Here is a 25,268-nt window from a genome sequence, read left to right as displayed (position 1 = left end):
CTGGATAAGAGTCCTCAACTGGATAAGAGTCCTCAACTGGATAAGAGTCCTCAACCGGATAATAGACCTCAGCCCATGAAAGGGCAGTCAGAAGAGCCTGTTTCCATACCACGGCGCAAGGGTTCAACCCGGGGCGAAGCAGTGACGGAAACGCTCTCATCACGAGTGCGTGAATGCATCATGTTTGGCTGGCTGGTCCTGGCCGCTTTTCTGGCATTGGCACTGGTCAGTTATGATAAGGTCGACCCCGGCTGGTCTTATGTTGGCCCGGTCAAAGATATTGCCAACAGTGCCGGCAGAATTGGGGCATGGTCGGCGGATTTGCTGTTAACCCTGTTTGGGTTTCTGGCCTGGATGGTGCCGGTTATTCTGGTGATCAAGGCGATCAAGGTTTTTCGCTACCGGCATGAACCTGATGAATGGAATTCCTGGTTACTGTTGATTCGCAGTATGGGGTTTATTCTGGCCATTGCGTCAGGTGCCGCCCTGGCTTCACTTCACTATCATGGGTTGAGTGCGCTGTTTCCCTCGTCCAGCGGCGGTATTATTGGCGAGCTGCTGATTCAGCTGTTCCTGCCAGCCTTTAATGTCACCGGCAGTACACTGCTGCTGATGGCTCTGTTTCTCCTCGGCGTGACGCTTTATACCGATCTTTCCTGGTTTCGTCTGATGGACAGTGTCGGCTATTGGAGCCTGCGCTTCGCCGTTTACTGCAAAGAAAAGTTGATTGCGCTTTATTTTGCGTTGCAAGAGAAGCTGGCAGCCAGGAAGCAGAGTCAGTCTGAGCAAAGAGAACTATCGCCTGCCAAAAAGCAGGAGCCTGCACTAAAACTGCAGGAAGACTCTATGCCATCGGTTCCACCGATGGTTGAGAAGAGAGCCGATAAGCCAAAGCCGGTTATTGTCCCTCCTCCGGGGATGGAGAAAGCGTCTCCTCTGGTGGAACATACCCCGCTCGGCAGTTTACCAACCGCATCGTTGCTCGATGAAGCCCGCCCCTCCGGCAAGGCCATGAGTCCAGAGTCACTGGATGCTATGTCCCGGTTGCTGGAACTGAAGTTAAAAGACTTCAGTGTCGATGTCGAAGTGGTTGCCGTTCATCCCGGGCCGGTCATTACCCGTTTTGAGATTCAACCGGCACCCGGTACCAAGGCCAGTAAAATTACCAATCTGGCCAGCGACCTGGCCCGTTCTCTGGCAGTGGTCAGTGTTCGTGTGGTGGAAGTGATTCCCGGAAAGTCGGTGATGGGGATTGAGATTCCCAATGATGACCGTGAAACCGTTTTCTACAGTGAAATCATTTCATCCAGGGCGTTTGATGACGCTCAGTCTCCGGTCAGCCTTGCCTTGGGACATGATATCTCCGGTCAGCCGGTGATTGTTGATCTGGCCAAAATGCCGCACCTTCTGGTGGCCGGTACCACGGGTTCCGGTAAGTCCGTCGGTATCAATGCCATGATCTTGTCCATGTTGTTCAAGTCCAGCCCGGAAGATGTGCGGTTGATCATGATTGACCCGAAAATGCTGGAGTTGTCGATCTATGATGGCATTCCGCATCTTCTGGCTCCGGTAGTAACGGACATGAAAGAGGCGGCCAATGCCCTGCGCTGGTGTGTTGCAGAAATGGAGCGTCGATACAAGCTGATGGCGCATCTGGGGGTTCGTAACATTGCCGGCTATAACCGCAAGGTGAAAGAAGCCCTGAAAAAGGGCGAGCCGCACAGGGATCCCTTCTATCAGCCTGTATCAGCGGAAGATGTCGCACCAGAATTAGGCACGCTGCCCTTTATCGTGGTAGTGGTTGATGAATTTGCCGACATGATGATGATTGTTGGTAAAAAGGTTGAAGAGCTGATTGCCCGTATTGCCCAAAAGGCCCGGGCAGCCGGTATTCATCTGATTCTGGCCACACAGCGTCCATCCGTGGATGTTATTACCGGTCTGATTAAGGCCAACGTTCCTACACGAATCAGTTTCCAGGTGTCCAGTAAGATTGACTCCCGCACCATTATCGACCAGGGTGGCGCTGAGCAGTTACTGGGCCACGGTGACATGCTCTATCTACCCCCGGGAACCAGTGTTCCTGTTCGTATTCATGGAGCATTCGTTGCTGACGATGAAGTGCATCGGGTGGTTGCCGACTGGCAGCTGCGGGGAACGCCGGATTTTGTTGCAGAGATTCTCAATGGTGTGAGTGAAAGTTCCGAAGGCAGCGCATTTTCCGGTGGGCTGGACAACAGTGAGGAAGATCCTCTTTATGATGAAGCCGTGGCTTTTGTTACCGAGTCCCGCAGGGCATCCATTTCTTCGGTTCAACGACAACTGAAAGTAGGTTATAACCGTGCTGCCCGAATGATTGAAGCCATGGAGGCGGCAGGTGTTGTCAGCCCGGCATTGACTAACGGCAATCGTGAAGTCATTGCTCCACCACCGCCCAAGCATTAATTATCCAGATTAAGATCCTATTTATGATGAAGATAACGCGGTTATTGGCTGTTTTACCACTGTTTTTTGCTATTAGCATGCCAGTCTGGCCTGCTGAGCAGGAGCTCGTTCATCCGTCCATGCTGGCCAAGGCTGAAAGCAGTACGCCTGCCAGTATAAAACATGATAAGAGAGCCGCTGAGGAGTTGGCTAAAAAGCTGCAGGCCATGAATACTGTCAGTGCTAATTTTTCTCAAAGTACGATGGATAAAAGTGGTCGCTCCAAAGTTGAGAAGGGGAGTATGCAGCTTAAGCGGCCAAATCAGTTCCGCTGGAATATCACTTCACCGTTTAACCAGGAGATCATTGCCAAAGATGGCAAGCTCTGGATGCTCGACCCTGACTTTAAGCAGGTGGTGATTAAAAAGCAGGACAATCAGTCAGGACCGACTGCCGTGCAACTGCTTAGTGGTGATGCCAGTGAGTTTCTGATGGAGTACGCTGTGACTCGCATGAACTATGGCCCTGAGGTGGTTTATACCCTGAGACCCGGTAAAGCGTCGGATCTTTTTGAAAGTCTGGAGATCCATTTTTCCAGCGATGAGATTTCAGTCATCACTATTGTGGACTCTCTTGGTGGTAAGCGACGAATTGACTTTACCGGGGTGAACCTCAATCAACCGGTAGACAATAAACTGTTTGAACCTGACCTGCAGCAATTAGAGAAGGCTGGTTTTGATATTATTGATGAGAGCAGGGTATGACCTCACTCTTTGATGCCCCTGCTGCAGCTCGCTATGAGCCTCTGGCGGCAAGGATGCGCCCCAGAGTCCTCGATGAATACCTGGGGCAGGAACATATTCTTGCCAGAGGGAAGCCCCTGCGGGAAGCACTGGAGCAGGGTATGCTGCATTCCATGATTTTCTGGGGACCGCCTGGCGTTGGCAAGACGACACTGGCAAGGCTGATTGCTACAAAAACCGATGCGCATTTTGAAACCCTCTCTGCTGTACTTTCCGGGGTTAAAGACATAAGGGAAGCGGTAGCAAGGGCAAAGGATGAACAGCGGTTTTACCAGCGGAAAACGGTACTGTTTGTCGATGAGGTTCACCGGTTTAACAAGTCTCAACAGGATGCATTCCTGCCTCATATAGAAGATGGTACCGTTATTTTTATCGGGGCCACCACCGAAAACCCATCGTTTGAACTCAATAATGCATTACTTTCAAGGGCCAGGGTCTATGTACTTAAGTCGCTGGGAGAAGAGGCGATTGGTCAACTTGTTGACCAGGCTTTAACCAATGAAGAAAGAGGTCTGGGCGGTAAGGAGATCCAGCTGGAGAAGAGTGCCAGGGATATTCTGATTCGCTATTCTGACGGCGATGGTCGCAAGGCGCTCAACACTCTGGAAATTGCATCGGATCTGGCTGAGAACGGCATTATCACGTCTGAGGCGGTTCAGGCCATACTTGCCGATACCGGGCGGCGTTTCGATAAAGGCGGTGACGCATTTTACGATACCATTTCAGCGTTTCATAAGTCCGTTCGCGGCTCCAATCCGGATGCGGCACTCTACTGGGCCGCTCGAATTGTTGATGGGGGAGGGGATCCTCTCTATGTGATTCGCAGGCTGGTGGCTATTGCCAGTGAGGATATTGGCAATGCAGACCCAAGAGCACTGGAGATCACCATTAATGCCTGGCAGGCATTTGAACGACTGGGAGCACCGGAAGGGCTTCTCGCCCTGGCCCATGCAACGGTCTATTGCGCCTGTGCAGCAAAAAGTAATGCGGTTTATAAAGCCTGGAAAGCGGCATTGGACGATGTAAAAAGTAATCCATCCTATGAGGTTCCTCATCACCTGCGGAATGCACCTACCCAATTAATGGGAAGCCTTGGCTACGGTGATGGTTATCGCTATGCCCATGATGAACCCAATGCCTATGCTGCGGGGGAGCGCTATTTTCCAGAAGAGATGGATGTTCCGGACTATTACCAACCGAATGATCGCGGGTTGGAGATTAAGATTAAAGAAAAGCTGGCCTGGCTGAAACGGCTTGATGAAGAGAGTACACTAAAAAAGAGATGATTTAATACGATATTATCCAATCATATTTGAATACAAGTTTAGCTCGTGTTCCGATCCTGAATCTGAAAGGAAGCTCTGATGCAATATCCGTACTTGCTGAACTACCTTGCTGTAGCATCCGGGGGAGCCCTTGGAGCACTGGCACGTTCACTGGTTTATGAATGGTATGCAAAATCCGGAAATGATCAGTTGTTTCCACTACCGACCTTAACGGTAAATATTATTGGTTCATTTCTTATTGGGATTGGCTGGTACTGTCTGGTAGAGAAAAGCCTGCTTCCTGCAATCTGGAAAGATTTTGCCACAGTAGGCTTTCTGGGGGCATTAACCACCTTTTCTACTTTCTCATTGGATATTTTCCGGCTTTTTCAAGCCCACCGGTTGGTTGAGGCAATGGCCTACATGCTGGCCAGTGTTATTCTGTGCCTGGTTGGCACCTGGTTGGGTTATCAGGGTATTCGGATGGTCCTGAACGGTTAATTGTCCTTACTTCCTGCTCATTATCTTTATCGAATGTCGCAGAGTCATGGTGTATCATCAGCGGGTTATCCGTGACAAAAATGGTAAACGCTTGAAGCGTCTGCCCGGATAAGAAAACCATCATCCAATCAGTTAATTTGGTAGGAATATGCTAGACCCCAAAATCGTTCGCAGCAATCCTGAAGCTGTGGCGGAACAGCTGTTAAAGAAGCACTACAAACTGGATGTTGAGCGTCTGATTTCTCTGGAGGAGCGTCGCAAGTCGCTTCAGGTTAAAACTGAGCAGCTGCAGAGTGAACGTAAGTCGGGTTCCAGGGAATTTGGCAAGATCAAGGCGCAGGGTGGTGATGTTTCGGAGCTTAAAGAGCGCATGGATCAGGTGAATGCCGAGCTTAAGGAAAATGAGCAGGCCCTGGCCGAACTGCAGGAAGCATTGAATAACCTGTTGCTGGAAGTGCCTAACCTGCCAGACAGCTCAGTACCAGAAGGTAAAGACGAGAACGACAACGTACTGGTTCGTACCTGGGGTGAGCCACGGAAGTTTGAGTTTGACGTCAAAGATCACGTGGATCTGGGTGAAGCTCTTGGCCTGGATTTTGAAACGGCTGCCCATATTTCCGGCTCCCGATTTGCCATGCTGCGTGGCAAAATTGCTCGCCTGCACCGGGCGCTGGCTCAGTTTATGCTGGATGTTCAGAGTACTGAGCACGGCTATGAAGAAGTTATCACCCCGCTGCTGGTTCATGATAAAGCCCTGTATGGCACTGGCCAGCTGCCCAAATTCGGTGAAGACCTGTTCAAAACCGCCTGTGATGATGACACCGGTACTGATCAGAAGCAGTTTTTCCTGATTCCTACGGCTGAAGTTACCCTGACTAACCTGGTGCGCGAACACATTGTAGAAGCTGATCAACTGCCCATTCGTCTGACCGCTCACACTTCCTGTTTTCGGAGCGAAGCGGGCAGTTATGGTCGTGATACCCGTGGCCTGATTCGTCAGCACCAGTTTGAAAAGGTCGAGATGGTACAGATCGTCCATCCTGACAAATCCTACGATGCCCTGGAAGAGATGACGGGACATGCAGAAGCTATTCTCCAGAAACTGGGTCTGCCTTATCGCGTCGTTGCACTGTGCGGTGGTGATATGGGCTTTGGGGCCGCCAAGACCTATGATCTTGAAGTTTGGCTGCCCGCCCAGAATCAGTATCGTGAAATCTCTTCCGTCAGTAACTGTGTTGATTTCCAGGCACGACGTATGATGGCGCGTTTCCGCAATGAATCAGGTAAGCCGGAGCTGGTTCACACGCTGAATGGTTCAGGTCTTGCCGTGGGTCGTACTCTGGTGGCGGTACTGGAGAATTACCAGGATAAGGATGGGCGTATCCATATTCCCGAAGCGCTTCAGAGTTATATGGGAGGAATTAGTATTCTCTAACGAGATCAGCAGGGTGAATCGCTTGATTTCACCCACTTATTTTAAATGTTTTGTTAGCTGTATTTTAAATCTAAAGTATTATCATCAATCAACTTTGTTCAAAAACTAACTGTAATCATGAACTAAAGGAGAGTGTGGTGAATAATCTTTCAGCGAGGGATCCTATAGAGATTAATATTGACTCGGACAGCAATAATGAACTTAGTATTTATAATAACCTTTCGGCGACTGCTGGTTCGAGATATCATTCATACGTTGTAAGGCCAATTGATAGTACGTCAAACAATTATTTATCGAGTAATCAGGAGCCTGTTGGTTATACTGATTTCTCTGGCCATGAATATGACCTTCCTTCAGGTTTTCAGAATCACCATAATCAGGCGGTGAGTACTTATCAATGTAACATTAATGGTCAGACTCAAACATTTACTTCACTACGGTCACTGCTCCGGATTCAGCCTTTTATGGATAACTTCAGGGCGAGTATCGAAGAACGTCTTCCTGATTTTCATATCCCGCATGAAGATAGTGAATTAAAAACATTGATCCTTGAGAATGGTCGTGTTCAGCAAGAGTTCTTATTGGTTAATGATATAGAGAGATTAAATGTTTCCAGATCAGCGGATCAAACACGTTTGACAGAACAGGCATCAGCCAGTGGATACAGGCAAGATGCCTGTCATTTACCTGCACCACAAAGTAGCTCACAGCGAATTGTTTCCCGTGGAAATCGTTCGTTGAATTTAATCAATGGTCAGAGATCACCAGAGCAGTATTGCCAGCCTGCACTATCCCCGGAAAACTCAAATCCTGTTTCTGGCGTTAACAGCCCAACTCAGTATTTCTGCCATATTGATGGAGAAGATAAACAATTTGATTCGATTATTGCGTTATTAGCGGATCGGAAACTGTTACGAAACTTTCGTGATAATGCCGAGTTATACAATGTAAATTCAGATATTCCTTCTAGCAATAACGATCTTAAATACTTTATTATCAATAGACAGGATCGGTTCAATGCGTTTCTTTTAATTAATGATATTACAGCGTTACCAACCGCTAATGCGGGATATGGTGCTGATCATGCCGCAGCCTCTGATGTGGGGCTGATTTCTACAATGTATAACCCATATATGACAGACAGGAGAGATCGTACTAACTCTATCGTTCAGTATGGTGCAGGTAGGCAAATGAGATTCATACGTAATTTTCCTACTACCAATAAGAGTGCATTTACAATAGCAGATGCTGGATTTTATTTGTCGCTGATGGAAAAAACACTGTTCTGTTTCACCTGCGGGGGTTCAATTAAAGAGTGGCAAGAGGAATGGGGAGAGTGCTCCCTTGATGAGGTTCATGCAAAACTTTACCCTGAGTGCTCTTTTTTGCGGGAAAAAAAAGGTGGAGGATTTATCGAAGCCTGTCAACAACAATTAACACAAGAACAACAACGTGTGTTAGCCCGACCTTTGGTAAGTCATCCACATTTGTATCGCTCACCCGTGGATGACCATCAATTGCAGCAAGAACAGGTCGAACTGGACTATTATAAATTTCAATTCGACTGGCGTGAAGGGCGAGCGAGATTGGACGGAATGACGTTATATGATTTTGTCCGGGAGCAAAATCAACCTGGCCAGCAGAATAGGGTCAGGCAGAGTCAGGCAGTTGCCACTCCGGCTATCGAAAGCAATGTTCAAAGATGTCTGCAGGCATTTCACCGTAGCTTTCTTCCTGGTTCGCCGCTTCACAATGCAATGGACAGGTTGCATGGAAAAGTTAATGCTGCTCAAAACGAAAGCAACGAGCTTAAATTAAACTTATTGCAAATCCTGCAGAATCTGTTGGCACTTCGAGAAGATCAGTCGGAAGATGTAGGTGCTGAAATTGCTTTGATTATTGACGCTGCTTACGATCGGGATTGTCAGGATCATACATCAGAAATCATCGATCAAATCAAGACACGAATGGCTTTCATTAATATCAATCGGGAACTGGAGTCGGATTCTGATGTTGTCCACATATTCAACCTGTTGAAGAAATTAAAATTATTTTACAATGAGTCAGTACTTTACAATGTATTGTCTACTACAAGGGGAAGCACGGGTACTCTACTGATTGCTGCCAGAGAATCCACCGAAATAAGAGGTTACATTAAGAATCTATTTTCCCAAAGTATCTGCCAATTCCCTGAGAATCAAATTCTACAGTGTTACAGCACTGTTGGCAGGCAGCCACCAAATGTGATGGCTGAAATTAAAAGAAAATTCACCAGCGGCATTATGAATCTGGCCGATTTTCAAAATTATATTATGGATATGTTTAACACTGAGCCGGCATTGCTTAATCTTTTAAGAATGAAAAATGCTGAGTTTTCAGTTTGGCATGGTAAGACAGAGAGTAGCACTGAGTTGTTGATGGAACAGTACAGTCCAGATACACCAGGGCTCTCTGAGCAGGAAATTATTGAAGGTGCTACTAACGTTGCAGATGCTCGTACGAGGTTCATGCATGAAGACCTTCACCAATTCATCAGTGAGAAGCTGGACATATTCTGGGATGACATTATCCAACAAACATCCAGATGATGTTTAAGCAAATCGCCCCTGGCGGAAGCGCCAGGGCGATTTGCTTAATTCTCAACAGTGAGATTTTTCAACCAGTATCTTGCCAGCACCCGGTAAAGCACCAGAACCGCTTTAGTCACTTCTTCCATCAGGGCGCAGATAAACACCAGGTACAGTGGCCAATGCCAGATATTCACCGCTGTCCAGGTCAGTGGTACACCGACAAACCACATACCAATAATATTGATGGCTGCCGTGGCTTTCACATCACCACCGCTGCGCAGTACACCAACAATCCCGGTCAGGTTGATGACCCGGATGCATAAGGCAAAACCGGCAATAATCAGCACCTCACTGGCCATTTTCAAGGTGTCACCCTGAAACTTGCCGAACATTCTGACAATCTGCTCATTGAAGATCAGGGTAAGAAAGCCAATCAATAAGGCAGTTGCCGGAGCAGCCAGCATAAAATAACGACTCTGTTTCCAGGCCAGCTCAAATTCTCCGGCGCCGAGCTCCTTTCCGAGTATGATCGAGGTAGCGATAGCGAACCCGATAAACAGGGAAATCAGAACGCCTTCAACGGAAGATATGGCGCTCATCACCGCCAGTTCAACAACCCCCATCTGGGCGAACATCAGGTTGTAAAGAACCAGGCCAAATGACCAGAGGCCATCCTGAATCAGCATGGGAACACAGATGCCCATGTATTTAAGCCAATGTTTACGACTTTTGCATTGCAACAGGTCAGCTTTTACCGGCTTGAGGCCGGGACGAACCTTGAGGATGTAATAGATGAGCAGGCCAACCTGAATCAACCGGGAGATGGTTGTTCCCCATGCAGAACCGGCAACCCCAAGGGCTGGAAAGCCAAAATGGCCATATATAAGCAGATAATTAAACAGCACATTCATAAGAATGGTAATAAAGCCAATGCGTGTCGGTGTTTTTGCGTCATTATTGGTTCTCAGCAGGGCTTCCAGCGGGATGGTGACTGCTACGCAGAGAAAAGAGGGAGCCGTGATGAATAGATAGCTGCTTCCCAGAGCCTTCAGCTTTAGGTCATCACTGATCAGGCCCATGATCAGTTCTGGAAAGAACAGGTAGAACATGGTAAATGAGGTGGTGATGGCCAGTGTTGCAATGATGGTCTGAACCAGCGTTCTGCGCACGCCATCCATACTTCGGGCACCAACATACTGCGCGGCCATAATGTTCATGCCACTGCCCAGGGCGGCAATCAGAATCAGGTTAAAGAAAAAAATCCGGTTGCCCATGCCTACCGCAGCAACTTCTGTTTCACCCAGCATGGAAACCATGAATATATCGATCAATCCAAGCATTGAGAACATCATGGATTGCAGGGAAATAGGCAATGCCAATTGCCAGAGATTGCGCAGGAAGTCCCTGTTTGGGGCTGAGTTTTCGATAGTTTGACTGGTCATAAAGCGACTAACAATGATTGGGGCCTGAAGCGCGTTTCAATCCGTGAAAGAGGGGAGTAGTCTCATTCGGATATAAACAACCATGAACTATATAGCATCCTCTTATGGTTATGTCGGGGTGATGCAATAACAGTATAATAAAGCTATATCGTCATATTTGATATCAACTGTACTCTCATAGTCGCATAAGATAGAAGTCGGATTTTTCCCTATCCATCGTTCAATTCCTGACTTTTTATAACTTTTAATAATAAATAATAAGAAAGTATTGTTATCTTCATTCTGTCGTATGCTGGTAAACTCGTGACATCCAAATCCGGCCAGCCGGACCGCAGGCTTACATAATCCGAGCCTGCAACCTTATGTCAACAGCTTTATCAATAACGAGAAGAACATGGACTATCTGCCATTATTTCTACAGGTACGTAACCAGCGTTGTCTGGTGGTGGGTGGTGGCGATATCGCCCTGCGTAAAATCAGGCTTCTCAAAGCTTCTGGCGCCAATGTTCGAGTGGTGGCCAGAGAGATATCCGCAGATATTCGCGAGTTTCTTGCCAGCGGTAATCACCAATTGCTGAAAAAACCATTTGATAGCCATGACCTGAACGGTGTCTGTCTGGTCATTGCTGCAACGGATGATGAGGGTGTTAACCGCCAGGTAGCAATGTTGGCGCAGCAGCGACAGCTGTTTGTTAATGTGGTGGATGATGCGGATGCTGGCAATGCAGTAATGCCGGCAATTGTTGATCGCTCTCCGGTGGTGGTTGCCTTTTCAACCGGTGGTAAAGCACCGGTTCTGGCCCGTCTCCTGAGGCAGAAACTGGAGACGCTGTTGCCCCGGGGATATGGCCGTCTGGCGGCACTGGCAGGTGAATGCCGCGATATGGTCAAGGCCAGGTTCAGTGAGATCAATGACCGCCGGTACTTCTGGGAGAAGGTACTGGCAGGGCCTGCTGCGGAAAAGGCTTTGGTGGGTGATCTGCAAGGTGCCCGGCGTTTGATTGAACAGACCCTGGCAAACACATCGGAGCAGAAAATCGGCGAAGTGTATCTGGTGGGCGGAGGTCCGGGTGATCCAGACCTGCTCACATTCAAAGCGCTGCGGTTAATGCAGCAGGCTGATGTTGTGCTTCATGATCGGCTGGTGTCTGAAGATGTTCTGGCACTTTGTCGCCGGGATGCAGATTATATCTACGTTGGTAAAAAGCGGGATCGACACACACGACCCCAGGAAGAAATCAATGCCCTGTTGGTCGAATTGGCCAAAGAGGGCAAGCGGGTTCTGCGATTGAAGGGGGGCGACCCCTTTATTTTTGGACGTGGTGGCGAAGAGATTGAAACACTGGCCAGTGAGGGTGTACCTTTCCAGGTGGTGCCTGGTATAACTGCCGCTTCCGGCTGTGCCAGTTATGCCGGTATTCCCCTGACCCATCGGGATCACGCCCAGTCGGTCCGCTTTGTCACGGGACACCTGAAAGATGATAGCTATGCTTTGAACTGGAATGAAATGCTGGATCCCAGTCAAACGCTGGTGTTTTATATGGGATTAATGGGGCTTCCCCGTATCTGTCAGGCGTTAATTGATCATGGAAGGAATGCACAGACGCCCATAGCCTTGATTCAACAGGGTACTACCCGGAATCAACGGGTCTTTACCGGAACTCTGGCCACCATTAATAAAATTATTGAGTCCGAAAAGGTAAAGGCTCCGACAATGATCATTATTGGCAGTGTGGTTAGCCTTAGAGACAAATTAAGATGGTGTTAGCCTGTTTTTTGAAAGCTTGTATTGAACATGAAATACAGGTGATGAAAAATCTCTGAAAAGTTCATATGATCGAGCTGATGGCCTGATTAGATAATTGATTCCGTCTATGGTTGTGAAGAATTTATAGTTGTTTTCGCAGATCTCCTCCTGGTTCTCTGATTTACAATTGTTATCCCGGAACTCACTATTGGTTGCAAAACGATTTCTGGCGGCATAACGATAAATTGGCAGATACGACTTGTCAGAATCAGGAGTTACTTCAATTAAATCATGCTTGATATATTCAGGCTGTAACTTGGCTGACATTGGCCGTGGTGTCATCTTATACCCACTGATTTCGTCACGGCTAAAAGGCACGTGTAGCTTTGTTAGCAAGCTGTAATCATAAGGGGAAACTTTTCTGATTATTTCTGGCGACTTAATCAATGTATAACCATATCGGGTTTCTGATGCGGGCATGATATAAAGGCAGTTTTCTATATGGCATTTATCCTGTCTTATATCTTTCATTATTGTTTTCTTAAACATCGGGTATCGTTGGTCTAAAAAACAGGAAAATGGACTGCCATTTGCCAGAGACAGGATATTTATATCGGGTTTAATGAATACGGCCACTATGGTGACTGGATTTCCTTTATTATAACCTTTATGGAGGTAACCCCTGGCGGCAGCGATGCTTGGAGTACTGTATAAGCCAATACCATAAGCTTGACCCTGTTGATTAATCGTTTTAGGGTCAAAAATTTGCTCTTTCAGGATAGAATTTCTGCAGCGGCCCATTTCGTCATTGACACAAGTGAATTTGCCTGCACGGAAAAAAATATTCGTACCTGCTGTTTTTGGGCAATATTCACTATGTATAAAGCTTTTTATTGCCATTTCGGTGGTTATATTAAATTCCGTAAATAATGAAATTGCCCGTAAGTCCTCATTAATATTTTTGAAACACGTATTCTCAAACTGGTGTAGTAGATAATATGATCTCACTTTAAAGCGATCAGAAATAAAATTGGATATATCTTCCTGGCTGAGAAAATATATTTCATGGCCTCTTAGGGTTTGGCATTCAATATTTATAATATCGAGCAGGATATTTGCTGCCTGTTCACTTGCGTCAGGTTTAAGAAAAGACCGTATTTGCGACAGTATTATACTGCGTTGCGACAGGTTACTGCAAAATGAAGTTTCGCCGGTATCCATAGGTTCAATTTTCATTTCAGGTAGATCAGAACCTGAACAGGGAATAACATGGCGGTTGCCAAAACATGAACTTTGATCACTGGTTTTTGTGTTGCTGGTTCTGAAGGAACTGGGTACTGGGTCAGGGTCGAAGGACAAAGGGGTCATTGGGTTGCACTCATCTAAATGGTTTTGGTATATTCCATCCACTTAAGGAATATACCATGTAAATTAATTATTCGAAGTAGATCTAATTAGACAATGCTGTTAATGGATCTGGATAAACAAACTGATAGTTTAGGGCTTTCTTCAATTTATCGCAGTTCACAAGACGATAGGGCATGGGTTTATCGATAAAGATGGGCGGCTCAATGCCCATGATTTCACAGGACCGGGTGTAGAGCTGACGACGGGTAGGGTGCTCATCCGCTGAGGCGTTAAAGACTTCCCCAAACAGGTTTTTGGCAATGATCTGTCCTATGATTTGCAGGCAGTCTTCCCGGTGTATCATATTCACTGGATCGTCGGCGCCACCCAGTTCTTTGCCCGAAAAGTAGCGGCCTGGCTGATATTCACCGCCAACAAGGCCTGAGAATCGAAGCACCGTGGTTTTCAGGTCGTCATGGTCAGTGAACAGCTGCTCAATATCCAGCCAGGCAGTATCAGAGAATGGGGACTCAATGCGAACAGCATCTTCTTCCGTTACTTCAACGTTATTTTGTGGGTAAACGGAGGTGGCACTGATTAGAATAATTTTTTTAACCCTGGATTGTTCAATACGGTTAAGCAGTGCCTTCATCTGGCGAAGGTAAAAGTGGGGTTGCCCATCGCCTTTTCCCGGTGGAATATTGATAAAGAGAATATCGGTATCAAGAAACGACTCAATATCACCCGCTGGTTCTGGTGAAAGACCGATAATATAAGGCTTCATGCCAACCGCAGAAATAGCTTCCAGCTTTGCCTCTTGGGTGGTAGACCCCTTGACTGGATAGCCATCTTTCACCAGTCGTTCGCCTAATGGCATGCCCAGCCATCCACAACCCAGAATGCTGATGGTCTCTTTCATTATTGGTCTCTTGCTTGTCGGGGAAAAGGACGATGAATTGCAAATGCGAACTATTCTCGCCGATTGTTACGATAAATGAAACAGTTTTGAATAACCGAGTTACCCGGTAGGGATTCTCTGAAGCGCCCCAATGACATAGAATAGCCATGAAGTTAATAGAGGAAGTGTTGCGTTGAACATTACATTCACTGAAGCCGCACAGAAGTATCTTGCCCAATTATTAGAAAAACAGGGGGTTGAGGGGATTGGTGTACGCCTGTTTGTCAGTAACCCCGGCACGCCTCATGCGGAAACCTGCCTGGCCTATTGCAAGCCAGGGGAAGAGAAAGAGGGTGATCTGACGCTGGAGCTTGAGTATTTCAACTGCCATGTTGAAGGCACCAGTGAGCCTTTTCTTGAAGAAGCGGTGGTCGATTTTGCCGAAGACAAACTGGGTGGTCAGCTGACCATCAAGGCACCCAACGCCAAGATGCCCAACGTTAATGAAGACAGTCCTCTGGATATGAAAATCAACTACTTCCTGCAGATGGAAGTTAACCCCGGGCTGGCTTCCCACGGTGGTGTGGTATCCCTGGTGGAACTGGATGATGGCATTGCCGTTCTTCAGTTTGGAGGTGGTTGTCAGGGGTGCGCTGCTGTCGATATGACCCTCAAGGATGGTGTTGAAAAGACGCTGATGGAGCGTATTCCGGAATTGAAAGGCGTTCGTGATGTGACCGATCACAGTAATACTGAGAATGCTTTTTACAAATAAAGCAGCGATCATTCAGAAGAGGGAAGTGTAGTCCACTTCCTTTCTCAGTTTTTTCAATGTTGTTTCGATTTTTACCGTTAGTGTTCGGTATCACTCTATGACATCCCCCCTTATTACCCGTGCTGGAAAAGAAAAGCTTGAGCAGGAGCTTCAGTATCTATGGCGAATTAAGCGCCCTGAAGTCACGCTGGCTGTTTCTGAGGCAGCAGCGCTTGGGGATCGCAGTGAGAATGCGGAATATAAAGAGGGAAAGCGACAGCTCCGGGAGATTGACCGACGTATACGCTACCTGACTAAGCGGCTTGAAATCCTGAAGGTTGTCGATTATTCAACGGAGCAGGAAGGTAAGGCTTTTTTCGGTGCCTGGGTTGAGCTGGAAAGTGAGCAAGGTGAAATAATCCATTGTCGTATAGTGGGTGCCGATGAGATTGATGTGAAAAACAACCACATTACCATCGATTCACCCATGGCCAGGGCAATGGTTGGACGTCAGGTAGACGATGAAATCGTGGTGAATGCACCGGGTGGACGCAAGATCTGGTTGATCAATAAAATACAATATGATCCTTTTTCTGATGATAAATAGGTAAAGCTATGGTTTTTCAGGCTTTACTAATGGTATTTTTACCCTCTTTTGATAAAGAGAGTAAAATGATCACCTCAATAGAAGAACAGCCCGAGCAAATCGAGCTGTTTTGAGTAAAAATCTATTCTCGGAAAGCCTCCTGGCGACGTCCCGGCAGAACATCTTTCAATTTCTCCCTGATGCTGCGCAGCGTCTTCTCCGTGGTTTCCCAGTCAATACAGGCATCAGTAATAGAAACGCCGTATTGCAGATCGTCCAGGTTGTCAGTCATTTTCTGATTGCCCCAGCCAATATTGCTTTCCACCATCAGACCCACAATAGACTTATTGCCTTCAATGATCTGGTTGGTCACATTCTCCATAACCAATGGCTGCAGGGCAGGATCCTTATTGGAGTTGGCGTGAGAGCAATCCACCATGATATTTGTCTTGATGTCGGCTTTTTCAAGCGCCTTTTCACACAGTGCAACGCTGACAGAATCGTAGTTTGGCTTGCCATTACCACCACGCAGAACAATGTGACCGTACGGATTACCTGTGGTATGGGTAACAGCCACTTGCCCCTGGGTGTTCAGCCCGAGAAAACGGTGTGGACTGGAAACAGATTGCAGGGCATTGATCGCGACTTCCAACCCGCCATCGGTGCCGTTTTTAAAGCCAACGGCCGAGGACAGGCCACTGGCCATCTCGCGGTGAGTCTGTGACTCAGTGGTTCTTGCGCCTATTGCAGACCAGGCAACCAGATCCTGAAGATACTGAGGTGAGATGGGGTCCAGTGCTTCCGTAGATGCAGGTATACCCATTTCGGCAACATCCATTAATAGGCGGCGACCGATATGCAGACCTTCTTCGATTTTAAATGAGTCATTCAAATGCGGGTCATTGATCAAGCCTTTCCAGCCAACCGTGGTTCTTGGCTTTTCAAAATAGACCCGCATCACCAGATACAATGTATCCTTCAGCTCTTCACTGAGGGCTTTCAGCCGTTGGGCATAATCTTTCGCCGCAGCAACATCATGAATTGAGCAGGGGCCTATGACCACAAACAGGCGATGGTCTTTTCCATCCAGAATATCCCTGATCACTTCACGGCTTTCAGAAACCGTTTTCGCTGCTAATTCAGTCATCGGAATCACAGCCTTAAGGCGCTCCGGACTCAACAGAACTTCCTGAGATTGAATATTAAGGTCTTCAATGGGTAAAACAGCCATTTGCGCGGTCCCGTTTTTTAATAAGACTTGTTTAAAATCTCCTGATCAGTGGCCTGACGCCCCTGATGCCAGATGAAAATATGGCACCCATACTGACAGATTGTCACCGCGCTCTGTATAAAACCCTGGTAATTATGGGTTTTCCATTGGCTCAGTGAGGGTTTTCCACTTTATTCAAACTGATACAGGGCTGCAACCCTGGAGAGGGTTAAAAAAAGTATTTCAGGCCCAGTCCGAGCAAAATAATGGCCAGTATGATGCGCATGAAGGTATCCGGTAGCTTCATACCGACACAGGTTCCTAAATAAATAGCAGGGATAGAGCCAATCAACAGGCTGCCTAACAGCACAAAATCAACATTACCCAGCCAGATATGGCCAAAGCCTGCCAGTAACGTTAGCGGTACAGCATGAGCCAGATCGCTACCCACTACCTTGACGGGTTTCAGTAGCGGATAGAGCAAGACAATAGCTGCAGTTCCCAGCGCTCCAGCCCCCACCGATGAAAGCGTGACCAGAACCCCGAGGAAAATACCGGCAACAAATGTTAAAGGTGTCTGATATTTCTGTGGAATCATTGAGACACCAGAGAGCTGTTTTTTTTTCAAAAAAGGACTCATAAACAGCGACAGCGCAGTGAGGATTAACATTATCCCAAGGCATAGTGTAAGGATCGGGCTATAATCAGCGCTTCTGTCAAAAAAAATCTTGAGTAGAACAATCGTCAGGGCTGTGGCAGGAAGACTGCCAGCACAAAGAGTTTTGACCAGTGTCCAGTCAATACTTTTCTGACGGTGATGGACAATGACTCCGGTTGACTTGGTAATGGCTGCATACATCAGATCCGTTCCGATGGCGATATGGGCCGGAAAGCCAAACATTAACAGCAGTGGTGTCATCAATGAACCACCGCCGATACCTGTCAGGCCAACCGCAAAGCCAACGCCGGCACCGGTGGCAATATATGTTAGAAAATCCATAAGCATCCAGAAATCTATGGTCTAAAGTTATAAGTAGCCAAGGCGATGTTTGAAAATATTGACTAAAAATTGATGATTAGCTGGTAACTATATTGACTGGCTCGTATTCTGGAAAAGAATTTAATGTCATCCTTTTATGCTTTATAGAACTAACGGATCCTGTTTCACTCTATTCATTTTTGTCAGCACAACCTGCCTGACCGGAGGCCATCAATGAAGCTGCAACAACTGCGCTATATCTGGGAGGTCGCCCACCACGATCTCAACGTATCAGCTACAGCGCAGAGTCTATACACTTCTCAGCCCGGTATCAGTAAACAAATCCGGCTTTTGGAAGATGAACTTGGCGTTGAGGTTTTTGCCCGAAGTGGCAAGCATCTGACACGTATTACCCCAGCCGGTGAGAAAATCATTGATACAGCCGGTGAGATTCTGAGAAAAGTTGAGTCGATCAAGCAGGTTGCCCAGGAATTCAGTGACGAGCGTAAGGGCAGTCTGTCCATTGCTACAACCCACACGCAGGCTCGTTATGCATTGCCGGGCATTATCCGTCAGTTTATTGGTCAGTATCCCGATGTTGCTCTTCATATGCATCAGGGCACTCCCATCCAAATTGCCGAAATGGCAGCAGACGGTTCCGTTGACTTTGCTATCGCCACGGAAGCACTGGATTTGTTCAATGATCTGGTGATGATGCCATGCTATCGTTGGAACCGCTGTGTTCTTGTCCCCAAAGACCATCCATTGACCCAGGTATCTGAATTGAGCCTGAAAGATATTGCCCGATATGCCTTGGTAACCTATGTTTTCGGATTTACCGGTCGCTCCAAGCTGGATGAAGCCTTTATGAATGAAGGGTTGTCACCAAGGGTAGTGTTCACTGCGACCGACGCTGACGTGATCAAAACTTACGTGCGCCTGGGACTGGGAGTCGGGATCATTGCCAAAATGGCTTACGACCCTGAACTGGATTCAGACCTTGTACCCCTGAATGCTGATCACCTTTTTGAGCCAAGCATTACCAAGATCGGGTTCCGGCGTGGTACTTTCCTACGTGGATTTATGTACGACTTTATTGAAGAGTTTGCTCCTCACCTGACCAAAGATGTGGTTCAGGAAGCAATCCTTCGCCATAACAAGGCGGAAGTGGATGAACTCTTTTCAAATGTTCAGCTACCAAACCAATAACTGCGTTTAAGCGGCTTGGTTCAAGCCGCTTTTTCCAGTACTTCCTTTACCAGCTTAAAGTAGATGGTGTAAATTACTGGCTCGCTGTCTTTTTCTTCAACAATAAAAAACGGGGCTTTGTCTACCTGGTACAACTCTGCCAATAAAGCACCTGTGCTGTCCGGGTCGCCATCAACAGCGGTGACAAATTGATCAATTCGATTGATATGGCCTGAGCTCTCCAATCTTTCCTGCACTTCCTGGCATTTTTTACAGAGGTTTCCATCGGCCATTACTTTCTTGACCATGGTGATTTTCATAATCCAGTTCTCCCGAGGGATTGTGTTCATTTGCCGGTGGTTGTTTATTGTAGCAGTGGCTATTTAGTCAATAATACAATCAATATCTATATTTATAGGTTTTTATGCTATATTCTCAGCCAGCCTGTCAGCCCGCAATAAGTCTAACCTGTAAATTAATGGAAATTGCCATTTCCAGTCAGTTATTGTCTTAATGAAGAAAATAACGGTAATAAAAATATTACTCTTTTTCTGGCTCTTTTTGATTGCAGGATGCACCAGTCGACCCAGTATGCCTGAAGTCAATCCCGGGGACTTTCAACAGCCATTAAATGTTGTCGTTTACGATCAGGCTTACTGGCCAATTTATACCTGGACACCGGAAAAATCAGTTACTCGAACGCTTAGGATTTATATTGAAGGGGATGGTCGTGCCTGGTTAAGGTCCAACCGTCCTTCAATGGATCCAACTCCGGTTAACAGGCTTGTTCATCATTTGATGCTGCAGGATAAATCACCGGATCTTGCTTATATTGCCCAGCCCTGCCAGTACGTTATGAATGAAAATTGCAGCAGACAGGTATGGACTTTCAAACGTTACAGCCCGAAAGTACTCAAAGTCATCAATACTGCTGTGGAATCTCTAAAAGAGAGTGGGCAGTATGAAAAGCTGGAATTGGTCGGTTATTCTGGTGGTGGAGCGTTGGCTCTGTTAATCGCCGCACATAGAAAAGATGTTACAAGTGTTCGTACGGTAGCGGGCAACCTCTCTCCTGAGTTTTTAAACCGTCACCATGGTGTCTCTGAAATGCCAGCGGCACTGAATCCGGTCGCTTTTAGTGCTCAATTATCGTCAATAGCTCAAATTCACTTTTTTGGGGCCAGGGATTCGGTAGTCCCGGTTCAGGTCAGCCAGCATTATCTTGAAGCATTTGAAGATACTTCCTGCATAAATATCGAGAGAGTCAATGCAGATCATCAATCCGGTTGGATTGAACAGTGGCCTTTATTATTGGCAAGGCCACTGGCATGTGGCCTTTGAAGGGGAATGTTTTTATAAGCAGGTTTCCAACGTGTTCATCAGGTTTTTTACTTTAGTAATGGACTCCTGATATTCCGATTCGCAATCAGAGTCAGCAACAATTGCCCCACCTCCCCAGCAATGTAGTTCGCCAGCTTTTGCAAGAATCGTCCGTATGGTGATACTGGTATCCATATTGCCATCACAGCTGATATAGCCGATGGAACCACAGTAAACAGTGCGGGCTACCGGCTCCAGCTCCCTGATAATCTCCATGGATCGTATTTTTGGCGCTCCGGTGATCGAACCACCGGGGAATGCGCTTTTTAGCAAGTCAAATGCATCATGATCTTCCATGAGTTGGCCCTTCACAGTACTGACCAGGTGGTGGACGTTGGCATAACTTTCCAGGGCAAATAACCGGGGTACTGACACTGTACCTGTCTTACAGACCTTACCAAGATCATTTCTCAGCAGATCGACAATCATCAGGTTTTCCGATTGATCCTTCTGGCTATGTTGTAACTCTTCAGCAATCGCACGGTCTTCTTCAGGAGAAAGGCCTCTGGGACGAGTACCCTTGATGGGCTTGGTGGAAACATGACCGTTTTCCTGCCGGATAAACTGCTCCGGGGAATGGCTGAGAATGCTCAGGTCAGGACGTGAAATAAACGCTGAGTAGGGCGCTTTAGTGACGGTTCTGAGTTTTTTAAATGCTTCCCAGGAATCGCCGCTGTAGGGGGCGGTAAACCGCTGGGTAAGATTCACCTCATAGCAATCTCCCGCCACAATATAGTCCTGAATTTGCTGAAATGCGCACTGGTACTCAGCAGGGGTCTGTGTCGGGGTGAATCTATCGAGCAGCTTGAATGGTGAACGGTCTGACTTCCTGACTTTATGGTCAATAGCTTTCAGGATTTCAGTTTCCAATGATTCTGATATATCAGGATGAAACACCAGACAGGCCCGCCGTTCCTTATGATCACAGATCAGCGCCCACTGGTAGAGCCCGACGGACATCAGCGGTGTTGAACTGTCTCGATGGGCAATTCGGTCCGGCTCAAGGTGTTCACAGAGTTCATATCCCCAGAAACCAACCATGCCGCCAACAAAAGGCAATCCGGCATTATCGACTTTGCTCATGGCATTAAGCCGTTTTGACAATTGTGAAAAAGGCTCAGTTCCAGAAAAAGTTTCTGTTTTTTGTTGAATAAGATCTTCAATCATCAAATCACCTTCTGAGGTGAAGGTGAAGTGCATTTCTGGAGCTGCGGTCATAATGTCATAACGGCTGGAATGATCTTTATAGACAGCCTGCTTTCCATCGAATACCGAGCTATCCAGAAAACAGGGATAAGGGAGGTGAATAAAATGTTCAAAGTAGAGACTGGTATCGTCTTTATATTCCAGTTCCAGAATTGTCAGCGTCTTCATACAGGTGTCCGAACAAAACAGTCGGCATTTTAACTGGAGCCGGGGCGTTATGCCATCGTCTACAATCCATGAACCAGCCACCAAGTGCTAATTATCATCAAATATTGCGATTGCGATGGTTAGCTGTACAACTTTCTTGTCAACAATTGCACTTAAAACCGCACGATAGTCTCTCAACTGATAAAGTAACCATCAACCCCCGGAAGCCTTGATGCAGTAGAAGTAACATCAAAGCCGATGGGAACATCATCTTATCTAGTACCGTTATAAGGTATAGAAGCAGTAGTTGCTTGCACTGAAGTTGGTGAAGATGGCGAGGAAGAGTTTTTAAATACTTCGGATTTAGAAGAGGATGTTGTGTTGGAGTCCAATTGCGGGGTGGAGCTGCTGGGAGTTGAAGGTGATGTTCCCTGAAAAGGAGTAGATGTTTGCACTCTAGAGGATAAAGTTAGCGAGGAAAGGTGTGAAGTACTTCCTCCGGTTGTGGAAGTGTTTGTTGTGTCGGCGAAATACTGCCGGGTGGTGTTGCGGGTAGTTGTAGGTGGTGATGATTCCTGAGAAGATGTTCGATTTAGCCAATCAGGAGTGCCTTGATCTAATATTTTGATATTAGGGGTTGATATGCTGCTGTTTATAAGTTGTTGGGTGGAAGTGGAAATGGTATCGATGAACCTTGTACAACTATTATTCCAGTTACTACTGGGGGCACCGGAACCCTGAGTATTATTAGATCCAGACAAGGGCATAATGGCACTTAATCGCTTACCGCCCGTCAATAGAAATCCTAGCCCTAATGCCAAGCTTCCGATAACGGCCACACCGAGAACAATAACGCAAGTCCTTCCATTGCTGGTACTACGAGATCCTACTGAATTTTCACTTGAAGCTTTTTGATCCTCGTTTAGAGGTTGCATAGGTATTGATTCATAAGATGCATTTTTTATCGTTGTATCCAAGATATGACTCCTTAGCGTTAATTAGAGTTAACTTCAGTTCCGTGCGATCAACAAGGAACGCTCAAACAGTTTTCAGTCTGACTCTTCTCGCCGTTACCGGCCATCAAGAGCAGAGTGTGTTGAAACTCTACTGCGGAGCAAGCTTAGCCTTTTAGCTCAACACAATGCAGCTTTTCTGAGATGTTTTTTGAATAAGCAATTGTGATCTATATGTCGCTGATTTAGTTATAGGTTGTTTTCAATGCAGGTAGAAGTGCTGATTAAAGTTCGGTATAAATATCTCGGTTTAAAATATTGTTAACCATGTTCTATGGTGTCTATGACGTCGACAGGGTCCACAACATAGATAATGCTGCTTTAACACTCTTTATATCAAGAATTAAGAGCCAGAGGTAACGCCATGAATCAAAAGAATAATGCCTTGAGTCGATTGATCGCTGAGCAGGGCATTGTCACCGCTCCCGGTGTTTACGATGGTATTTCGGCTCGGCTCGGTGAAGAAGCCGGTTTCTCAGCGCTATACGCCAGTGGTGGTGCCATTGCCCGCAGTACAGGTGTGCCTGATATTGGTCTGCTGACACTGACGGAAGTGGTTGACCGGGTTCGTCAGATCGTTGCAGCCACCTCTCTGCCTGTAATTGCCGATGCGGATACCGGTTTTGGCAATGAGGTGAATGTCAAACGTACCGTGGAGCTTTTTGCCAATGCGGGCGTCAGTGCTTTTCATCTGGAAGACCAGGAGTTTCCCAAGCGCTGCGGGCATCTGGACGGCAAGTCTCTGGTATCTGTTGACGAGATGTGTAAGAAAGTCTCGGTGGCCAGAAAGTATGCCGGTGACGTCACCGTGATTGCCCGTACCGATGCCATTGCCGTTACCGGTTTTGACGATGCGATAGATCGTGCCAGGGCTTATGTCGAAGCAGGGGCGGACATGCTGTTTGTTGAGGCACCGCAGACCATTGAGCAGATTGAAGACATTGCTAAACAGGCTCCCGGTCCCAAGCTGATTAATATGTTCTACAGTGGTAAAACGCCACTGGTACCTACTGAAGACCTGAAAGCGATGGGCTACCAGCTGATCATTATTCCTTCTGACCTGCAACGGGCTGCAGTGACCGCAATGCGGGAAGTGCTGAAGGTGATCAAGCGTGACGGCAACAGTGGCGCTATCGCCGATGGCATGATGACCTTCCAGGAGCGAGAACAGCTGGTGAAAACCAAAAAGTTCCTGAACCCATAAAATAAAAAACGGAGAAGTACTATGTCGACGAACTCTGGGACAGAAAAAAAATTAACTGGTGCTGGTCTGCGTGGTCAGTCAGCTGGTGAAACCGCACTGTGTACCGTTGGCAAAACCGGTTCAGGCCTGACTTACCGTGGTTACGATATCAAAGAACTGGCTGATAAGGCCCAGTTTGAAGAAGTCGCGTATCTTCTACTTTACGGCAAACTACCGAACCAGGCTGAGCTGGATGCCTACAAAATCCGGCTCAAAGGCCTTCGCTCTCTGCCCGATGCCCTGAAAACGGTGCTTGAGCAAATTCCTGCTGATGCTCACCCAATGGATGTGATGCGTACCGGTTGTTCAATGCTGGGTAACCTGGAAACCGAACAGGATTTTTCACAGCAGAACGATCACATTGACCGCATGCTGGCCATTTTCCCCGGCATGATCAACTACTGGTACAACTTCAGCCACAACGGTGTTCGGGTCGATGTAGATACCGATGCTGATTCCATCGCCGAGCAGTTTCTCTGGACTCTGCACAACAAAAAGCCTGAGCCACTCCACGTTCAGGTGATGCACGCTTCTCTGGTGCTTTATGCTGAGCATGAGTTCAATGCTTCAACGTTTACCGGCCGTGTTTGTGCTTCGACCCTTTCTGATATTCATAGCTGTGTGACCGGTGCGATCGGTTCACTGCGCGGCCCGCTCCACGGTGGTGCTAACGAAGCAGCTATGGAAATGATCGAGAACTGGCGCTCTCCTGAGGAGGCCGAAGAGAAGATCATGGCCATGCTGGCACGCAAAGATAAGATTATGGGCTTTGGTCATGCCATTTATCGCGAGTCTGATCCCCGCAATGCCATCATCAAAGAGTGGTCCCGGAAGTTGTCTGAGCAAGTGGGGGATGAGCATCTGTATGCCGTTTCCGAGCGTGTTGAGGCGGTTATGTGGCGGGAGAAGAAGCTGTTCTGTAATGCTGACTTCTTCCATGCTTCTGCCTACAACTTTATGGGCATTCCTACCAAGTTATTTACTCCGATCTTTGTTTGTTCGCGGGTAGCTGGCTGGACCGCTCACGTCATGGAGCAGCGCGCTAACAACCGCATTATCCGCCCATCGGCAGACTATACCGGGCCAGAAAGCGCAGAATGGGTGGCTATTAAAGACCGCGATTAACCACC

Annotated in this window: 21 protein-coding genes; 13 read left to right on the top strand and 8 right to left on the bottom strand. The window is 47.2% G+C overall.

All coding sequences use genetic code 11. The annotated features are described in order from the left end of the window. Positions 1 to 75 precede the first annotated feature (75 nt). From KDK15_RS11575 to KDK15_RS11550, 6 genes are all read left to right on the top strand, one after another. Positions 76 to 2,445 (top strand): DNA translocase FtsK, encoded by a 2,370-nt coding sequence (locus KDK15_RS11575; protein WP_306800318.1) that lies wholly within the window; start codon positions 76 to 78, stop codon positions 2,443 to 2,445. A gap of 23 nt (positions 2,446 to 2,468) precedes the next feature. Continuing rightward, positions 2,469 to 3,188 carry an outer membrane lipoprotein chaperone LolA gene (gene lolA, locus KDK15_RS11570; RefSeq protein WP_257295511.1) on the top strand — a complete coding sequence of 240 codons (720 nt, stop codon included), beginning with the start codon at positions 2,469 to 2,471 and terminating at the stop codon, positions 3,186 to 3,188. Then, the gene (locus KDK15_RS11565; protein WP_257295510.1) at positions 3,185 to 4,513 is read left to right on the top strand and encodes a replication-associated recombination protein A; all 1,329 of its coding nucleotides are present in this window, start codon (positions 3,185 to 3,187) and stop codon (positions 4,511 to 4,513) included. Before lolA ends, KDK15_RS11565 begins: the two co-directional genes overlap by 4 nt. Before the next feature lie 78 nt (positions 4,514 to 4,591). Then, complete coding sequence (crcB, locus tag KDK15_RS11560) at positions 4,592 to 4,993, top strand: fluoride efflux transporter CrcB (protein WP_257295509.1); 402 nt, start codon at positions 4,592 to 4,594, stop codon at positions 4,991 to 4,993. Positions 4,994 to 5,141: 148 nt separating this feature from the next. After that, positions 5,142 to 6,428, top strand: a complete 1,287-nt coding sequence (gene serS / locus KDK15_RS11555) for a serine--tRNA ligase (RefSeq protein ID WP_257295508.1) — start codon at positions 5,142 to 5,144, stop codon at positions 6,426 to 6,428. Between the two features lie 137 nt (positions 6,429 to 6,565). Beyond that, a complete protein-coding gene (locus KDK15_RS11550) occupies positions 6,566 to 9,016 on the top strand; it encodes a baculoviral IAP repeat-containing protein (protein WP_257295507.1) in 2,451 nt (816 codons plus the stop codon). A 44-nt stretch (positions 9,017 to 9,060) separates the two neighbouring features. On the opposite strand, the gene KDK15_RS11545 is transcribed toward KDK15_RS11550, so the two are convergent. Beyond that, a complete protein-coding gene (locus KDK15_RS11545) occupies positions 9,061 to 10,440 on the bottom strand; it encodes an MATE family efflux transporter (RefSeq protein ID WP_257295506.1) in 1,380 nt (459 codons plus the stop codon). Positions 10,441 to 10,834: 394 nt separating this feature from the next. On the opposite strand from KDK15_RS11545, the gene cysG reads away from it, so the two are divergent. Next, a complete protein-coding gene (gene cysG, locus KDK15_RS11540) occupies positions 10,835 to 12,208 on the top strand; it encodes a siroheme synthase CysG (protein WP_257295505.1) in 1,374 nt (457 codons plus the stop codon). Here the strand turns inward: cysG and KDK15_RS11535 are convergent. Together KDK15_RS11535 and KDK15_RS11530 are read right to left on the bottom strand one after the other, a co-directional pair. Continuing rightward, positions 12,194 to 13,597: a hypothetical protein gene (locus tag KDK15_RS11535; RefSeq protein ID WP_257295504.1), complete on the bottom strand. Its 1,404-nt coding sequence runs from the start codon at positions 13,595 to 13,597 to the stop codon at positions 12,194 to 12,196. The genes cysG and KDK15_RS11535 overlap by 15 nt on opposite strands. 40 nt (positions 13,598 to 13,637) lie before the next feature. Then, positions 13,638 to 14,453 carry a hypothetical protein gene (locus KDK15_RS11530; RefSeq protein WP_257295503.1) on the bottom strand — a complete coding sequence of 272 codons (816 nt, stop codon included), beginning with the start codon at positions 14,451 to 14,453 and terminating at the stop codon, positions 13,638 to 13,640. 172 nt (positions 14,454 to 14,625) lie between these two features. On the opposite strand from KDK15_RS11530, the gene nfuA reads away from it, so the two are divergent. Continuing rightward, a complete protein-coding gene (gene nfuA / locus KDK15_RS11525; RefSeq protein WP_101747352.1) occupies positions 14,626 to 15,207 on the top strand; it encodes a Fe-S biogenesis protein NfuA in 582 nt (193 codons plus the stop codon). 97 nt (positions 15,208 to 15,304) lie between these two features. After that, positions 15,305 to 15,793 carry a transcription elongation factor GreB gene (greB, locus tag KDK15_RS11520; protein ID WP_257295502.1) on the top strand — a complete coding sequence of 163 codons (489 nt, stop codon included), beginning with the start codon at positions 15,305 to 15,307 and terminating at the stop codon, positions 15,791 to 15,793. A 121-nt stretch (positions 15,794 to 15,914) separates the two neighbouring features. Here the strand turns inward: greB and KDK15_RS11515 are convergent, their stop codons facing one another. Continuing rightward, positions 15,915 to 17,003, bottom strand: coding sequence for a 3-deoxy-7-phosphoheptulonate synthase (locus KDK15_RS11515; RefSeq protein WP_257295501.1), 1,089 nt, complete (start codon positions 17,001 to 17,003; stop codon positions 15,915 to 15,917). Positions 17,004 to 17,211: 208 nt separating this feature from the next. Continuing rightward, positions 17,212 to 17,982 (bottom strand): sulfite exporter TauE/SafE family protein, encoded by a 771-nt coding sequence (locus KDK15_RS11510; RefSeq protein WP_257295500.1) that lies wholly within the window; start codon positions 17,980 to 17,982, stop codon positions 17,212 to 17,214. 213 nt (positions 17,983 to 18,195) lie between these two features. Here KDK15_RS11510 and cysB point away from each other — a divergent pair, with 213 nt between their 5' ends. Further along, positions 18,196 to 19,170 carry an HTH-type transcriptional regulator CysB gene (gene cysB / locus KDK15_RS11505; RefSeq protein WP_257295499.1) on the top strand — a complete coding sequence of 325 codons (975 nt, stop codon included), beginning with the start codon at positions 18,196 to 18,198 and terminating at the stop codon, positions 19,168 to 19,170. Positions 19,171 to 19,190: 20 nt separating this feature from the next. Here cysB and KDK15_RS11500 read toward each other — a convergent pair whose 3' ends face one another. Next, a complete protein-coding gene (locus KDK15_RS11500) occupies positions 19,191 to 19,469 on the bottom strand; it encodes a hypothetical protein (RefSeq protein ID WP_257295498.1) in 279 nt (92 codons plus the stop codon). A gap of 271 nt (positions 19,470 to 19,740) precedes the next feature. Here KDK15_RS11500 and KDK15_RS11495 point away from each other — a divergent pair, with 271 nt between their 5' ends. Beyond that, positions 19,741 to 20,490, top strand: coding sequence for an alpha/beta fold hydrolase (locus tag KDK15_RS11495; protein WP_257295497.1), 750 nt, complete (start codon positions 19,741 to 19,743; stop codon positions 20,488 to 20,490). A gap of 12 nt (positions 20,491 to 20,502) precedes the next feature. On the opposite strand, the gene pabB is transcribed toward KDK15_RS11495, so the two are convergent. Continuing rightward, a complete protein-coding gene (pabB, locus tag KDK15_RS11490; RefSeq protein WP_257295496.1) occupies positions 20,503 to 21,903 on the bottom strand; it encodes an aminodeoxychorismate synthase component I in 1,401 nt (466 codons plus the stop codon). A 251-nt stretch (positions 21,904 to 22,154) separates the two neighbouring features. Further along, positions 22,155 to 22,859 (bottom strand): hypothetical protein, encoded by a 705-nt coding sequence (locus tag KDK15_RS11485; protein ID WP_257295495.1) that lies wholly within the window; start codon positions 22,857 to 22,859, stop codon positions 22,155 to 22,157. A gap of 400 nt (positions 22,860 to 23,259) precedes the next feature. Here KDK15_RS11485 and KDK15_RS11480 point away from each other — a divergent pair, with 400 nt between their 5' ends. Together KDK15_RS11480 and prpC are read left to right on the top strand one after the other, a co-directional pair. After that, positions 23,260 to 24,099 carry an oxaloacetate decarboxylase gene (locus tag KDK15_RS11480; protein ID WP_257295494.1) on the top strand — a complete coding sequence of 280 codons (840 nt, stop codon included), beginning with the start codon at positions 23,260 to 23,262 and terminating at the stop codon, positions 24,097 to 24,099. Between the two features lie 21 nt (positions 24,100 to 24,120). Next, positions 24,121 to 25,263, top strand: coding sequence for a 2-methylcitrate synthase (gene prpC / locus KDK15_RS11475; protein WP_257295493.1), 1,143 nt, complete (start codon positions 24,121 to 24,123; stop codon positions 25,261 to 25,263). Positions 25,264 to 25,268 lie beyond the last annotated feature (5 nt).

This window comes from Endozoicomonas sp. YOMI1 (assembly GCF_024606345.1).
Classification (GTDB): domain Bacteria; phylum Pseudomonadota; class Gammaproteobacteria; order Pseudomonadales; family Endozoicomonadaceae; genus Endozoicomonas.
The sequence above is the reverse complement of the archived record's forward strand: the minus strand, read 5'-3'. Positions and strand labels throughout refer to the sequence as shown.